Source organism: Roseburia rectibacter (assembly GCF_014287515.2).
In the GTDB taxonomy this organism is placed as follows: Bacteria; Bacillota; Clostridia; order Lachnospirales; family Lachnospiraceae; genus Roseburia; species Roseburia rectibacter.
On sequence record NZ_CP092473.1, the window covers coordinates 1,414,089 to 1,427,170 of the forward strand.

The 13,082-nt window shown below is 42.8% G+C and carries 12 protein-coding genes; 11 read left to right on the forward strand and 1 reads right to left on the reverse strand.

Going from position 1 to position 13,082, the window contains the following annotated elements; genetic code table 11:
• The first annotated feature begins 1 nt into the window (after position 1).
• From addA to H8S51_RS06740, 11 genes are all read left to right on the forward strand, one after another.
• Positions 2–3,670, forward strand: coding sequence for a helicase-exonuclease AddAB subunit AddA (gene addA, locus H8S51_RS06690; protein WP_186898932.1), 3,669 nt, complete (start codon positions 2–4; stop codon positions 3,668–3,670).
• A gap of 67 nt (positions 3,671–3,737) precedes the next feature.
• Positions 3,738–4,364 (forward strand): Maf family protein, encoded by a 627-nt coding sequence (locus tag H8S51_RS06695; protein WP_117922208.1) that lies wholly within the window; start codon positions 3,738–3,740, stop codon positions 4,362–4,364.
• Between the two features lie 42 nt (positions 4,365–4,406).
• Positions 4,407–4,664 (forward strand): glyoxalase, encoded by a 258-nt coding sequence (locus tag H8S51_RS06700; protein WP_118210459.1) that lies wholly within the window; start codon positions 4,407–4,409, stop codon positions 4,662–4,664.
• Positions 4,665–4,764: 100 nt separating this feature from the next.
• On the forward strand, positions 4,765–6,165 hold the full coding sequence (locus H8S51_RS06705; RefSeq protein ID WP_117922206.1) for an NAD(P)/FAD-dependent oxidoreductase: 1,401 nt from the start codon (positions 4,765–4,767) through the stop codon (positions 6,163–6,165).
• Between the two features lie 26 nt (positions 6,166–6,191).
• Positions 6,192–7,181, forward strand: a complete 990-nt coding sequence (locus tag H8S51_RS06710) for a peptidylprolyl isomerase (RefSeq protein ID WP_117922205.1) — start codon at positions 6,192–6,194, stop codon at positions 7,179–7,181.
• Positions 7,182–7,199: 18 nt separating this feature from the next.
• Positions 7,200–8,549, forward strand: coding sequence for an MATE family efflux transporter (locus H8S51_RS06715; protein ID WP_186898931.1), 1,350 nt, complete (start codon positions 7,200–7,202; stop codon positions 8,547–8,549).
• A gap of 61 nt (positions 8,550–8,610) precedes the next feature.
• Complete coding sequence (locus tag H8S51_RS06720; RefSeq protein ID WP_186898930.1) at positions 8,611–10,167, forward strand: ABC-F family ATP-binding cassette domain-containing protein; 1,557 nt, start codon at positions 8,611–8,613, stop codon at positions 10,165–10,167.
• Positions 10,168–10,258: 91 nt separating this feature from the next.
• A complete protein-coding gene (fliB, locus tag H8S51_RS06725) occupies positions 10,259–11,527 on the forward strand; it encodes a flagellin lysine-N-methylase (protein WP_186898929.1) in 1,269 nt (422 codons plus the stop codon).
• A gap of 59 nt (positions 11,528–11,586) precedes the next feature.
• Positions 11,587–11,820 carry a hypothetical protein gene (locus H8S51_RS06730; RefSeq protein ID WP_117922201.1) on the forward strand — a complete coding sequence of 78 codons (234 nt, stop codon included), beginning with the start codon at positions 11,587–11,589 and terminating at the stop codon, positions 11,818–11,820.
• On the forward strand, positions 11,801–12,115 hold the full coding sequence (locus tag H8S51_RS06735; RefSeq protein ID WP_117922200.1) for a YbjQ family protein: 315 nt from the start codon (positions 11,801–11,803) through the stop codon (positions 12,113–12,115). The genes H8S51_RS06730 and H8S51_RS06735 overlap by 20 nt, the downstream gene beginning before the upstream one ends.
• A gap of 105 nt (positions 12,116–12,220) precedes the next feature.
• A complete protein-coding gene (locus H8S51_RS06740; RefSeq protein WP_186898928.1) occupies positions 12,221–12,658 on the forward strand; it encodes a cupin domain-containing protein in 438 nt (145 codons plus the stop codon).
• Between the two features lie 103 nt (positions 12,659–12,761).
• Here the strand turns inward: H8S51_RS06740 and H8S51_RS06745 are convergent, their stop codons facing one another.
• Positions 12,762–13,061, reverse strand: coding sequence for a hypothetical protein (locus H8S51_RS06745; RefSeq protein WP_186899081.1), 300 nt, complete (start codon positions 13,059–13,061; stop codon positions 12,762–12,764).
• Positions 13,062–13,082: the final 21 nt, after the last annotated feature.

Genomic DNA, 13,082 nt, shown 5'->3' on the forward strand with positions numbered 1-13,082 from the left:
CATGGGAATGACATGGACGGATGACCAGAAAAAGGTCATTGAACTGAGAGACAGAAATATATTAGTTTCCGCGGCAGCAGGCTCAGGCAAGACAGCAGTGCTTGTGGAAAGGATCATAAAGATCATTACAGACAAAGAGCGTCCGGTAGATATTGACCGCCTTTTGATCGTGACATTTACCAATGCGGCAGCTGCGGAGATGCGCGAGCGAATCGGAAATGCACTGGAAAATGCCTTAAAAGATCAGCCGGATGATGAGCATCTGCAGCGTCAGCTTTCTCTTTTGCACAATGCCCAGATCACCACGATTGACAGCTTTTGTCTGTATGTGATCCGCAATCATTTTCATGAGATCGATCTTGAACCGAATTTCAGGATCGGGGATGAAGGTGAGTTAAAGCTGTTAAAAGAGGATGTACTCGCAAAGGTTCTGTTGAAAAATTATGAGGTGAGCACACCGGAATTTTTAGCATTTGTGGATGGATATGCGTCCGGCAGAAATGATGCGGCACTCTCCGGCATGATCTTACAGCTTTATGAGTTTTCGAGAAGCTATCCGTGGCCGAAAAAATGGCTCCTTGCGGCGGCAGAAGGGTATGATACAGAGGATGCGGCATCTTTGGAAAGTGCATCCTTTATGCAGTCTTTTCTTCAGAATTTAAAACTGGTAACAAATGATCTTGTCGCACTTGCAAAGCGTGGTTATGAACTGACCCAGGATGATGACGGACCTGATATGTATGCGAAAGCATTAGAGAGTGACCTGAAAAAATATCAGGAGATTGCAGAGAGTGAGAGTTTTGCAGCATTTTATCAGAACTACCGCAATTTATCTTATGACAGGTTAGCATCTTCCCGTGGATTTGAAGGGAATGAAGAAAAATTAGAACTTGTCAAAAAACTTCGTGATATGGGAAAAGATGCGGTCAAAAAAATAAACCGCCAGTATTTCTTTACATCACCGGAGATCATGGCGGAGCAGATGAAAAAAACAGCACCGATGGCGGCTGAATTAGTCCGTCTGACATTGGAATTTGATGAGGCATTTACAGCGGAAAAACGACGTAAAAATCTGGTGGATTTCCATGATTTAGAGCATTTTGCGCTAAACATATTTGTGGATGAAGAGACCGGAAAGGTCAAAAAGACCGCGGAGGAGTTCCGGGATAATTTCAAAGAGATCATGATCGACGAGTATCAGGACAGCAATGAGGTGCAGGAGACGATCCTGCGGGCAATTTCTAGGGAAGAACGTGGCGAGTACAACCTTTTTATGGTCGGGGATGTCAAGCAGAGTATCTATCGTTTCCGTCTGGCAAGACCGGAACTTTTTATGGGAAAATATGATACTTACAGTCTTTCGGATGCAAAGATGCAGCGCATTGACCTGCATAAAAATTTCCGGAGCAGAAACGAGGTACTTGAATTTTCCAATGATATTTTTTACCGTATCATGAAGCGTGATCTTGGAAATGTGGAATATGATGCGGATGCAGCTCTTTATCCGGGAGCTTCTTATAAAGAAGAACCGGATATGTTTACGCCAGAGATCTTACTGGTAGACGGGGATGATGAACTGTTAGAGGATTCGGCAGCAGATGATAAGAAGCTGTTAGAAGCAAGGATGATCGCAAAGCGGATCAAAGAGCTTATGGAAACGCAGCTTGTGACCGATAAAGCGACCGGAGAACTGCGCCCGGTGCAGTATTCGGATATGGTCATTCTGCTGCGCAGCTTAAGCGGGTATGCAGACCGTTTTGCGGCTGTGTTAAATGATGCGGGTATTCCGGCGCATACGGTTTCCTCAACAGGATATTTCAGCACTGTGGAGGTGCAGACAGTACTTTCCATGCTGCGTATTTTAGATAATCCGAGACAGGATATTCCACTTACGGCAGTGCTTCGTTCACCGATCGGGGGACTTTCGGATGAAGAACTTGCAAAACTGCGTTTGAAAGACAATGAAGTACGGTTTTATGAATGTGTTTTGGAAGAATGTGAGCGTTTAAAACAGGAAGAAGAGGAGCAGCCGGGGCAGAACCGGGATGCTTCGGAGGAAAAGCTGTACCGGTTTTATACTACTTACGAAAAACTGCGCCGGCTTGTGCCGGATACACCGATTCATGAATTAATTGAATTGCTGCTAAAAGAGACAGGGTATGGGGATTATGCCACTGCCATGCCTGCCGGAGACAGGCGCCGTGCCAATCTTCTGATGCTTGTGGAAAAGGCAATCGCCTATGAAAATACCAGTTACAAGGGGCTGTTTCATTTTGTGCGCTATATTGATGAACTGCAGAAATATGATGTGGATTTCGGTGAGGCGGATCTGATCGGAGAAAATGAAAACGTGGTGCGCATTATGAGTATCCATAAAAGCAAAGGACTCGAATTTCCGGTCGTATTTGTTGCCGGAATGGGAAAAAATTTTAACCGGCAGGATACGAGAAGCCGTCTGGTCTTACACCCGGAACTTGGTATCGGTTTAGACTATATGGATGGAAAAAAACGTGTAAAATCCGTGACGATCGCAAAGCGTGCGATCGCAAAGCAGATTGATATGGAAAACTTAGGTGAGGAGCTGCGTGTTCTTTATGTGGCACTTACAAGGGCGAAAGAAAAACTGATCATAACCGGAAGCCTCAAAAAAGCAGAAGAGACAATCGCTTATGCAAAAGCGTTTCCGGAGGAGCTTTTATCCTATCTGGGGCGTGAGAGTGCGGCAGGTTATTTAGACTGGATCTTACCCGCAGTTGCATCTTATAAGGATAAATATCAGATACGCCTGATCGCGGCGGCAGAACTGGTGCAGGAAGAATTGAAAATGCAGATCAAAGATGACTGGAACCGGTCTGCCTGTATGGAAAAGGCTGCGCAGGCTGATGAAAAAAAGGTGCAGCAGTTTTCGGAGCGTTTTCACAGACATTATGCATATGAAAATGATGTACTCAGGAAAAATAAATATTCCGTGTCAGAGTTAAAGCATCGCGCCATGCGGGAGGCATTTGAAAAAGAAGAAGAGTCCGTCCCTGTTTTTAAATCGGAAAAGGTTGTGCCATATGTGCCTGCATTTGCAAGAAAAATAGAGCAGGAAAGCGAGGAGGTCAATCTTGGAGCACTGCGCGGTACGGCAATGCACCGCATTATGGAGTGTTATCAGTTTTCATCCGGCATGTCTGCGAAAGAACAGGTTGCAGGTATGTTGGAGAATGAGCAGATCACACCGGAAATGAAAGGACTTATCCGTATTCCACAGGTGGAATACTTTGTAAATTCAGGTGTTGGAAAGCGGATGGGTGAAGCGGAAAAAAGTGGAAAACTGTATCGTGAGAAACCATTTGTCATGGGATTTTCAGATGATCAGTTAGAGGCTTTTGGTTTTGCAGAACATACAACAGTTCTGGAAAAAGTATCAGAAGAACTGACATTGATCCAGGGAATCATTGATGTATTCTGGATCGAAAAAGATGGTATTGTCCTATTGGATTATAAAACAGACCGTGTAGATACAGAAAAAGAACTGTCAGAACGCTATGCGGCACAGCTAAAACTGTATGGAGAAGCATTAAACCGCGTGTATGAAAATGAAACGGATGATCAGGGGAATCCACTTAAAGTAAAGGAAAGACTTTTGTATTCTTTCCGGCTTGGAAAAGTGATCCCGGTGTGAAAATTAAATTCTGCATAAAGTCAGGGAAGCAGAAAAGATACTTATAGAAAGACGAGGAAGAAAAAACATGTCACAGATCATTTTAGCGTCCGCGTCACCGAGACGCCGTGAACTTTTAGAACAGATCGGCCTTAACTTCGAGATCTGTCCGGCAAAGGGAGAAGAGATCATTACAAAGAAAGAACCGAAAGATGTTGTTATGGAACTTGCAGCCGGAAAGGCAAGAGAAGTTGCATCCATGTTGAAAACGTATGGTAATGAGCACCAGAATTTAATGACGCCGCAGGATACTTTAGTCATCGGTGCAGATACCATTGTTGCCGCGGGCAGTGAAATTTTAGGAAAACCAAAAGATGACGAAGATGCATACCGTATGCTTTCTTTATTGTCAGGAAAGAGTCATTCGGTATATACCGGCGTTGCTTTTGTATTTATTGATCAGTCAGGCAGGGCAGGGGAACATATTTTTTACGAAAAGACTGACGTTTTTGTCAGAGAGTTAAAGAAAAGTGAAATTTTGCGTTATATTGCGACAGGAGAGCCGTCGGATAAGGCTGGAGCATACGGAATCCAGGGAAAATTTGCAATTTATATTGACAAAATCGACGGCGACTATAATAATGTGGTAGGACTTCCGGTCGCAGCAATCTACAGAGAACTTGACCGGCTTGGAATTGACCCATATACATGGTAAGCCGGCAGTGAAAAATTTTACACATGAAAATGGAGGATCATTATGTACGATGAAGTGGTAGTACAGTATTTTTTGGAAAATCAGTTACAGCTTTTGAAAGAAAAAGTTGCAGAAACGCCGGAAGAAGCAGAAGAGTTTTTAGAGGACTGCATGGCAGTTGTCTGTAAAAATATCAAAGAAGTCCGTGCTTATTTTGAAGATGAGGGTGCTGACATTGCAGGAATGAGCAATGAAGATTTAGCAGAGGCTGAGGAAGTGTTTTCAATTCCGGATGGCAGATACCTGATCGTGGAAGCGTAAGGGGAAAAGCACTGTTGACCACGCAGTATACGTGAACAGTGGTGTTAAATGCAAGAGTACAGAAGAACAACGACAGAAAGAAAGTAAGAGAGGAAAAATAATGAAACAATACGATGTAATTATTATAGGAGCCGGACCATCCGGTATCTTTTGCGCATATGAACTGATCCATGCAAAAAAGGATCTTAAAATTTTAATGATCGAGAAAGGCAGACCGATCGAAAGAAGAGAATGTCCGAAGCGTAAGACGAAAGTCTGCGTTGGCTGTAAGCCTTGTTCCATCACGACCGGATTTGCCGGTGCCGGTGCATTTTCTGACGGTAAACTGTCACTTTCTCCGGATGTAGGCGGAAATCTGCCGGAAATTTTAGGTTATGATAAAACGGTAGAATTATTAAAAGAATCCGATGATATTTATTTAAAATTCGGTGCAGATACAAAAGTTTACGGCGTGGACAAAGAAAAAGAGATCCGTGAGATCCGCAGAAAAGCGATCAACGCAAACTTAAAACTCATCGAATGTCCGATCCGCCATCTTGGAACAGAAGAGGGCTATAAGATTTATTCCAGACTGCAGGAGCATCTGTTAGAGCAGGGTGTTGAGATGGAATTTAATACCATGGTCAAGGATATTATCATTGAGGATAATGAGGTCAAAGGAATCATTACTGAAAAAGATGAAGAATATGCAGCTTCAGAGGTTATTTCCGCGGTTGGACGTGAAGGAGCAGACTGGTTTTCACATATCTGCGAACAGCATGGTATTGAAACAAAGGTAGGTACGGTAGATATTGGTGTGCGTGTTGAGGTTCGTGATGAGGTCATGGAGTTTTTAAACCAGAACCTCTATGAGGCAAAACTGGTTTACCATACCCCGACATTTGATGATAAAGTACGTACATTCTGTACCAATCCATCCGGCGAGGTTGCAACAGAGTATTACGATAACGGGCTTGCTGTGGTAAATGGTCATGCATATAAGTCCAAGGATTTAAAGACAAACAATACCAACTTTGCGATTCTCGTTTCCAAAAACTTTACCAAACCGTTTAAGACACCGATTGAATATGGAAAACAGATCGCACAGCTTTCTAATATGCTCTGTGATGGAAAAATCTTAGTGCAGACGTTTGGCGATTTCAAGAGAGGAAGAAGAACAACAGAGGAACGTCTCTGCAGGAATAACCTGATCCCGACTTTAAAAGATGCGGTACCGGGCGATCTTTCTTTAGTATTCCCACATCGTATCATGGTCGATATTGAGGAAATGTTAATGGCTCTTGATAAGGTAACCCCGGGTATTGCAAGTGATGAGACACTGCTTTACGGTGTGGAAGTGAAATTTTATTCCAATAAGGTAGTGGTCAACTCTGATTTTGAGACAAGCGTGAAAGGACTGCGTGCGATCGGCGACGGTGCATCTGTGACAAGAGGATTGCAGCAGGCATCCGCAAACGGAATTTCCGTTGCAAGAAGTATCTTAAAATTAATGGAACAGTAAGGATTTCATAAAATCGGGTAAACAGGATGAAGAGAAAATTTACAAGGGTTGCGGCTGTACTGTGCGGTGTGTCACTGTTATTGAGCGGATGCCGCATTGGCAATAAAAATATTGTGGTTTCAAATATATTAAATGACCGTCAGGTATTCAGGATCGAAGGAACTGTCTGCAGTTTAAAAGAAGCAAGGGTGTATATGACCAACTACCAGAATATCTACGGAACAGCGTATGGGGTGGATCTCTGGAAACATGATTTTGGGGATGATTCCCTCGTAAAGTATATAAAAGCGATCACAATGGAAGAACTTACGCAGGTGGTCAGTATGGATCTGCTTGCACAGTCAAGGGAAGTTGCACTTTCAGAGGATGAGCTTTCTGCAATATCAGAGGCTGCAGCAGAGTATTATGCATCATTATCCCAGGAGGAAGGCACTTACCTTGATGTGACAGAGAGTGATATCAGCGAATATTACCAGCATTACGCATTAGCCCAAAAACTCTACAATTCACTGACGAATAGTGTGAATGAGGAAGTAAGTGATGACGAGGCGCGTGTGATCGAGATCATGCAGATCTTTGTTGCGGACAGTACAAAGGCAAATGATGTAGCTGCAAAGTTAGAGCGTGGGGATGATTTTGCATCTGTGGCAAATAATTATAATGAACTGTCTTCCATACAGACCACGGTTGCGCGGGATGAGCTTCCAAAAGAGGTGGAAGAGGTTGCATTTAATCTCGATAACGGCCAGACTTCGTCTAAGATTGCAACAGACAAAGGTTTTTACTTTATCAAATGTCTGAATAAATACAACGAAGAACTGACAGAAGCAAACAAGTCAAATATCGTGGAAAAAAGAGAAAAAGAGGCATTTGATGATGTTTATAACCAGTTTGTGGCAGGTTTAGATTCCAGTATCAATAAAGATATGTGGGATGCGCTCACATTAGATACCACAGATGGTATACAGACAGACAGTTTCTTTGAGATTTTTGAAAAACATTGTGGGGAAATATAAGGGAAAAGAGGATGAAATATGACAAAAGATATGACGAATGGTTCTCCGATGAAGCTGATTTTAGGTTTCTCCATTCCACTTTTGTTTGGATATCTGTTTCAGCAGTTTTATAATCTGGTAGATACACTGATCGTCGGAAGATTTCTTGGTGTGGATGCGCTTGCAGCAGTAGGTTCTACCGGATCATTAAACTTTTTGATCATCGGATTCTGCATGGGTGTCTGCAATGGTTTTGCGATTCCCCTGGCACATAAATTTGGTGCCGGTGATTACAAAGGATTACGTGCATTTATGGTCAATGCTGTTTATTTATCTGCAGTTTTTGCAGTTGTTATGACGATAGTTACGGTAGTATTCTGCCGTCCTATCTTAGAGTTGATGCGTACACCGGACAACATTATCGATGGGGCATACCTGTACATTGTGATCATTTTTGCGGGAATACCGGCAACGTATCTGTACAACCTTATTTCAGCGATCATCCGTTCCATGGGAGACAGTAAGACGCCGGTTGTGTTTTTGGTGATCTCATCTGTGATGAATATTGTACTGGACCTTGTTTTTATTATAAATCTTCATCTGGGTGTGGCAGGTGCATCGCTTGCAACAGTGATCTCACAGGCAGTATCAGGAATCGGATGCCTGATCTATAGCTGGAAGAAGTTTGAGATACTGCATCCGGATGCGGATGAACGCAGATGGAACAGTTCTTATATGAAAACACTCTGTGGTATGGGCGTGCCGATGGGACTGCAGTATTCGATTACGGCAATCGGAAGTGTTATTTTACAGAGTGCGGTAAATACCCTCGGATCTAATGCGGTTGCATCCATGACTGCAGGAAGCAAGATCGGTATGTTTTTCTGCTGTCCGTTTGATGCAATGGGATCAACGATGGCGACTTATGGCGGACAGAATGTCGGTGCAAAGAAAATGGACCGTATCTCAAAGGGATTAAAGGCGTGTTCCATGCTTGGAATCGGGTATGCAGTCATTGCATTTGGCGTGCTCGCACTGACCGGAAGGAATCTTGCGCTGTTCTTCGTGGAACGTGCTGAGGTGGAAGTCATTGAGAATGTATACCTGTTTTTATTTATCAACAGCGCATTTTATATTCCACTCGCATTTGTTAATATCGTCCGTTTCCTGATACAGGGAATGGGATACAGTAAATTTGCGATCCTTGCAGGTGTATGCGAGATGGTGGCAAGAACACTTGTCGGATTTGCATTAGTGCCGATGTTCGGATTCCCGGCAGCATGTTTTGCAAGCCCTGTCGCATGGATTTTTGCAGATGCATTTTTGTTCCCGGCATACCGTCATGTATACCATAAGACAGAAGAGATGCTGAATGTAAACATACAGTAAGTGGTAAAGACGTTTTCTGAACCTTGACATCATTATTATAACAATAGAAATGGAGAAAAATATGAGTATATTAAATGTTGAACATCTGACCCATGGCTTTGGAGACCGTGCCATTTTTGAGGATGTTTCGTTCCGTCTGCTTGCGGGGGAACATATCGGATTGGTCGGAGCCAATGGCGAGGGAAAGTCCACATTTATGAATATTGTTACCGGAAAGCTGATGCCGGATGAGGGAAAGGTTGAGTGGGCAAAAAATGTGCGCACCGGTTATCTGGATCAGAATTCCACGCTGCAGAAGGGAATGACGATCGAGAGTGTTTTAAAGTCAGCATTTGCATGGCTGTTTGAACAGGAAGAACGTATGAATGAGATCTGCGATCAGTTAGGCAGTGCCAATCCGGATCAGATGGATGCGATGATGGAGGAACTTGGTGTGATCCAGGATATGCTGACGATGCATGATTTTTATGTCATTGACAGCAAAGTGGAAGAAGTTGCGAGGGCACTTGGATTATTGGAATTAGGTCTTGACCATGATGTCTCGGATTTAAGTGGTGGACAGCGTATGAAGGTCCTGCTTGCGAAACTGCTTTTAGAGAAACCGGATATCCTTCTTTTAGATGAGCCGACAAACTATCTGGATGCAGAGCATATTGCGTGGCTGACGCGCTATCTGCAGGAATATGAAAACGCATTTATCCTGATCTCACATGATATTCCGTTTTTGAATGATGTAGTAAATATTATTTATCATATGGAAAATCAGAGACTTGACCGTTATGTAGGAAACTACGATAAATTTCAGGAAGTCTATGCAGTTAAAAAATCACAGCTTGAGGCTGCATACCGCAAACAGCAGCAGGAGATCAGTGAATTAAAAGATTTTGTGGCGCGCAACAAAGCACGTGTGGCTACGAGAAATATGGCAATGTCACGCCAGAAAAAACTGGATAAGATGGACGTGATTGAGCTTGCCGCAGAGCGTCCGAAGCCTGAGTTTGATTTTAAACTCGGACGGACACCGGGAAAATATATTTTTGAGACAAAAGATCTTGTTATCGGTTACGATGAGCCGTTATCAAAGCCGCTTAATATCTCTATGGAACGTGGTCAGAAAATCGCATTGGTCGGTGCAAACGGTATCGGAAAGACTACGTTGCTGCGCAGTATTTTAGGACTTGTTCCGGCACTTTCCGGGGAAGTTACACTGGGTGAAAATCTAGAGATCGGCTATTTTGAGCAGGAGATCAAGGGTGAAAATAAAAATACCTGTATCGAAGAGATCTGGGAGGAATTTCCGGCATTTTCACAGTATGAAGTGCGTGCAGCACTGGCAAAATGCGGGTTGACGACAAAGCATATCGAAAGTCAGGTGCGTGTGCTAAGCGGTGGTGAGCAGGCAAAGGTACGTTTGTGCAAATTGATGAACCGCATGACTAATATCCTGCTTTTAGACGAGCCGACAAACCATCTGGATGTGGATGCAAAAGATGAATTAAAACGTGCTTTAAACGAATACCGCGGGGCAGTACTTTTGATCTGTCATGAACCTGATTTCTATCAGGATGTGGTAAATGCAGTGTGGGACTGCTCGAAGTGGACGACAAAGATTTTATAATAATTCAGATGCCGTTTTCAGAAGGTGATTCATAACAATAAAACACTTTCTGAAAATGGCATTTTATATTTTAAGAAGGGAGATGTGGAAAATGCAGCCAGATTATTATAAGGAGTTTACCTGTATTGCAGATCAGTGCAGCTTTACATGCTGCAGGGAGTGGAAGATCGGGGTGGATGATGTTACTTTTAAAAAGTGGAAACATACATGTATACCGGACGGGATGTATGAGGAAAGCCTGATCAGGCAGAATGTGGCTGATTGCAGCAATGGCGGAAACAGAGAAAGCTGCGTGCAGAAAAGACAGGATCTGAACACAAAGGAAAAAAAGCTGCAACTGAGTGAGTATGTGATAAAAAAGGATGGAAGCAGAGTTATAGGGTTAAATGAAGAGAAAAACTGTCCGTTTTTAAATGAAAAAAAATTGTGCAGATTAGTCCTTGCCTATGGGGATGAGATACTTTCACAGACTTGTCAGATTTTTCCAAGGGAGCTTCATACATTTAATGAAGATGTTACGGAATATTCCCTGATGCCGTCCTGTCCGGCGGTCGTTGATCTGTTATGGAAAAGAGATCATATTTCTTTTTCCGGGGAAATGGATGCATCTGCCTACCGGGAACTTGCTCCGCTTGTGAACTTACGTGCATTTCTGATGAAGCTGATGGAAGATGATGCACATACGCCGGAACATGATCTGATGAAGATTTTTTATGTACTGCTTGATCTATACGAACGGGTGGAAAAGGAGCCGGTAAATGATGCGGTAAAATCGTATCCGGATGGATTTCTCGAAGAACTTTCAAAGACTATCGATGACATTGAGCAGAACCCGCAGTATTCCATTGAGGAGCGCAACGAATTATTCCTTGATCTTGCAGAAAATTACCGCAGGGAAGGGCTGTATGAAAAATACTTAGAGCCAGTGGCACAGCTTGCAGAACAGTTGTCGGAACAGGGAATCAAGGAGGAGGTTGTAAAAGAATGGCAGGAGTTTGAAGTACTTTTTTTGAAATACCAGCCTCTGATGCGCCGATTTCTTTTGATGGAATTATATGCGGACAGTTTAAAACCGGATGGCAATATAGAAGAGATGGTCGTGCAGGTGCAGTGGATCGCCATGGAATATGCCACGATCCGGCATGCAGTTTTTTTGTACTGGCTGCTTGGCATGGAAAATAAGTTTTCGAATGGTAAATCTATTTCACAGGAAGCTCTTGCTTATGAGAATCTACGTGAGTATATCGTTGTGATTTCCCGCGTGATGGGATATGAGGAAGAGGATATTTATGAATATCTGGAAAACAGCTTTGAGGATATCATCTGGGACTGGGGATATTTTGCGTTGATTTGTGGTTGACATCTGCTGTTAAATGTATTATTGTATTATTCAGATAATACACAAAGGAGGCTGGAGTTATGAAGAAAGAACATTGCAGTAAAATGATAGCTCCGATTATTATTGCGATTATTCTGATCGTGTATTACGTTGCAATTGCTGCCGCATTTGTGCTGATCCCGGATATTGCAGTCATAGTAAAAATACTTATGATAATCATTCCGCTGGCATTGGCAGGAGTAGCATTTGCGGTAACTGTAGAACGTGTGAATGAGATAAGGAGTGGAGAAGAAGATGATCTTAGTAAATACTGATTATATCAGCGGCAAAAATTTAGAAATGCTCGGTCTGGTAAAGGGAAGCACGATCCAGAGCAAGAATATTGGAAAAGATATTACACAGAGTTTCAAAACATTAGTTGGTGGGGAATTAAAGGCATACAATGAAATGATGAATGAGGCAAGAGCCCTTGCCACTAAACGTATGGTGGAAGAAGCAGAAAGTCTTGGTGCGGATGCGGTTGTAAATATCCGCTATGCATCTTCTGCAGTTATGCAGGGAGCCGCGGAAGTTATTGCATATGGTACGGCTGTAAAATTTGTAAATTAGTAAAAAATTCTTGACTTGTAGTCCACTTCAGGTTGTAGAATTTATAAGTACTTCCGGTGGGGAAGCAAGTGATAAAATTCGTCGACGGAAAGGAGTAATTTTATTATGAAGACTACAAGTAAAGAAGAATTTGAAAAACAGAACGTATTTGGAACAGGAGCGGAGAATACAGGATTTGCACAGTATTTTATCGGTAATTCTTATCTGAATCCACTGACAGATCCAAAGAACTGTGCAGTATTTATGGCAAATGTTACGTTTGAGCCGGGTTGCCGCAATAACTGGCATATTCATCATGCGGCAAAAGGTGGCGGACAGCTTTTGATCTGTACAGCAGGTGAGGGATGGTACCAGGAAGAGGGAAAAGAGCCGGTCAGCCTGACACCGGGTACGGTGATCACTATTCCTGCAGAGGTAAAGCACTGGCATGGAGCGAAAAAAGATAGCTGGTTTTCCCATATTGCAGTGGAAGTTCCTGGAGAAAACTGCAAAAACGAATGGTGCGAACCGGTATCTGATGAAGTATACGATAAACTGAAATAAAATAATAGAAAAAAGGGGCTGTAAAATAAGCCCGTAGATAAAGAAACGTCCGGCGGGAGCGTCCAAAAGTTTGTGTAAACCTTCAAACTGATGTAAGATAAAATTACTCAGTTTGGAGGTTATTTTTATGGCAAGAAGAAAAGACAGCCCGTAAAAAGCAGCAATGGGAAAAATGATGCGTGATTATCTGAAAAATAATGATTGCCTGATGGACTGTACTCTTCCTGTATGATTTCTTACCCGTTGTTTCTGCTGCTTTTGCTCCAGCAATCTTAGGACCACGTTCTACTGTATAGATGTTACTGCCCTTTATCCTCGTTCCTTTTGGCTCATGAGAATGAATCTTGGCTTTCTCCTTTGTGAGAATGACCATAGGCTTGTCATCCACTTTTTTTATATTCAATGTTCTCACCTTCTTTCAGAA